Consider the following 1,370-nt stretch of genomic DNA (forward strand, 5'->3'; position numbering starts at 1 on the left):
GGATAATCGACCGCCGTGTCGTTGAACCCGTACAAAAGCTCATCGCGCTCCTCGGGGGTGATCATGGCTATGTCCGACAACCGTACCGCAGGGTCCTCTATGACACGACCTACTATATTCTCGAAATACGTGACGAAACGCCCTATCGTGCCCTCATCGAATAGTTCCGTCGAATATTCTATGCTCAATTTCAACCTATCGGGGAATTCGATGACATTTAGAAGAAGGTCGAACTTGGATATACGATGGTCGAAATCATACGGACTGAGCTTCAGCCCCGGAAGGTCCAACTCCTCATGTTCGAAGTTCTGGTACGAGAACATCACATCGAACAACGGGTTGCGCCCCGTGTCCCTTACGATATTAAGCTCGTCTATCAGTTCCTCGTATTGGTACTCCTGGTTTGAAAAATGGGACAAGGACCTTTCCTTCACCTCCATTAGAAACTCCTTGAAGGCCATACTGCCCTTTGGGTAGTTGCGAAGGGCAAGCGTGTTCACGAACATACCTACCATGCCTTCCAGGTCTGCATGGGAACGGCCCGCGACCGGGGTACCCACCGTTATATCCTCTTGATTGCCAAGCTTGCCCAATAGCACATTGAACAACGCCAGAACGGTCATGAACATCGTAGATCCGGAATCCTTGGAAATAGACTTCAAGGCAGAGGTCTCTTCGGTACCCAATGAAAAGAACACACTATCGCCACTATGCCCCTTGACCAAGGGACGGGGATGGTCCGTAGGGAGCTCCAATACAGTAATATCATCCGAGAACTCCTCCAACCAAAACCCGCGCTGCGCCTTCAACCTTTCCTGCTGCTCCGCTCCCTGTTGCCACTCGGAATAGTCCTTATAGGTCAATCTCAGGTCAGGAAGCGGCTCATCGTTATAAAAGGCCATGAAGTCTTTTATCAGGACCCCTTGCGACACACCGTCAGTAACGATATGGTGCAGGTCTATCACCAAAATATGGCTCTCCGGGGATTCCTCCACCAGTCCCGCACGCAACAACGGACCTTGGCCAAGGTCGAAGGGACGGACGAAGCTGGTCAGTATATCACCCAACCCGGATCCGGAAGGCCCGTACAGCTCGAGCTCAAAATCAACATCCGAGAAAACCTCCTGATAGGCATGGCCGGAGACTTCCAAAAAAGAGGTGCGAAGGCTCTCGTGGCGACCTATAAGGCTCTTGAAACAGCCCGTCAGTCGATCTCGGTCAAGTACCCCCTCCAAACGGAAGGCCTGGGGCATATTGTACGAGAGCGACGAACTGTCGAAACGATAGAGGAAGTACATACGCCTCTGGGCTGGGGAAAGCGCGTAATGACCCTTCTCAGGTGCCACGGGTATAGACCGATAAAGAGATCT

General features: G+C 51.9%; 1 protein-coding gene. It reads right to left on the bottom strand.

All coding sequences use genetic code 11. The annotated features are described in order from the left end of the window. Window positions 1-1,298, bottom strand: a 1,298-nt coding sequence (locus ACKWCA_RS23955; RefSeq protein ID WP_413980782.1) for a condensation domain-containing protein, incomplete at its 3' end; no start/stop codon positions are given. Between the last annotated feature and the right edge of the window lie 72 nt (window positions 1,299-1,370).

Source organism: Maribacter corallii (assembly GCF_047345415.1).
Classification (GTDB): domain Bacteria; phylum Bacteroidota; class Bacteroidia; order Flavobacteriales; family Flavobacteriaceae; genus Maribacter_C.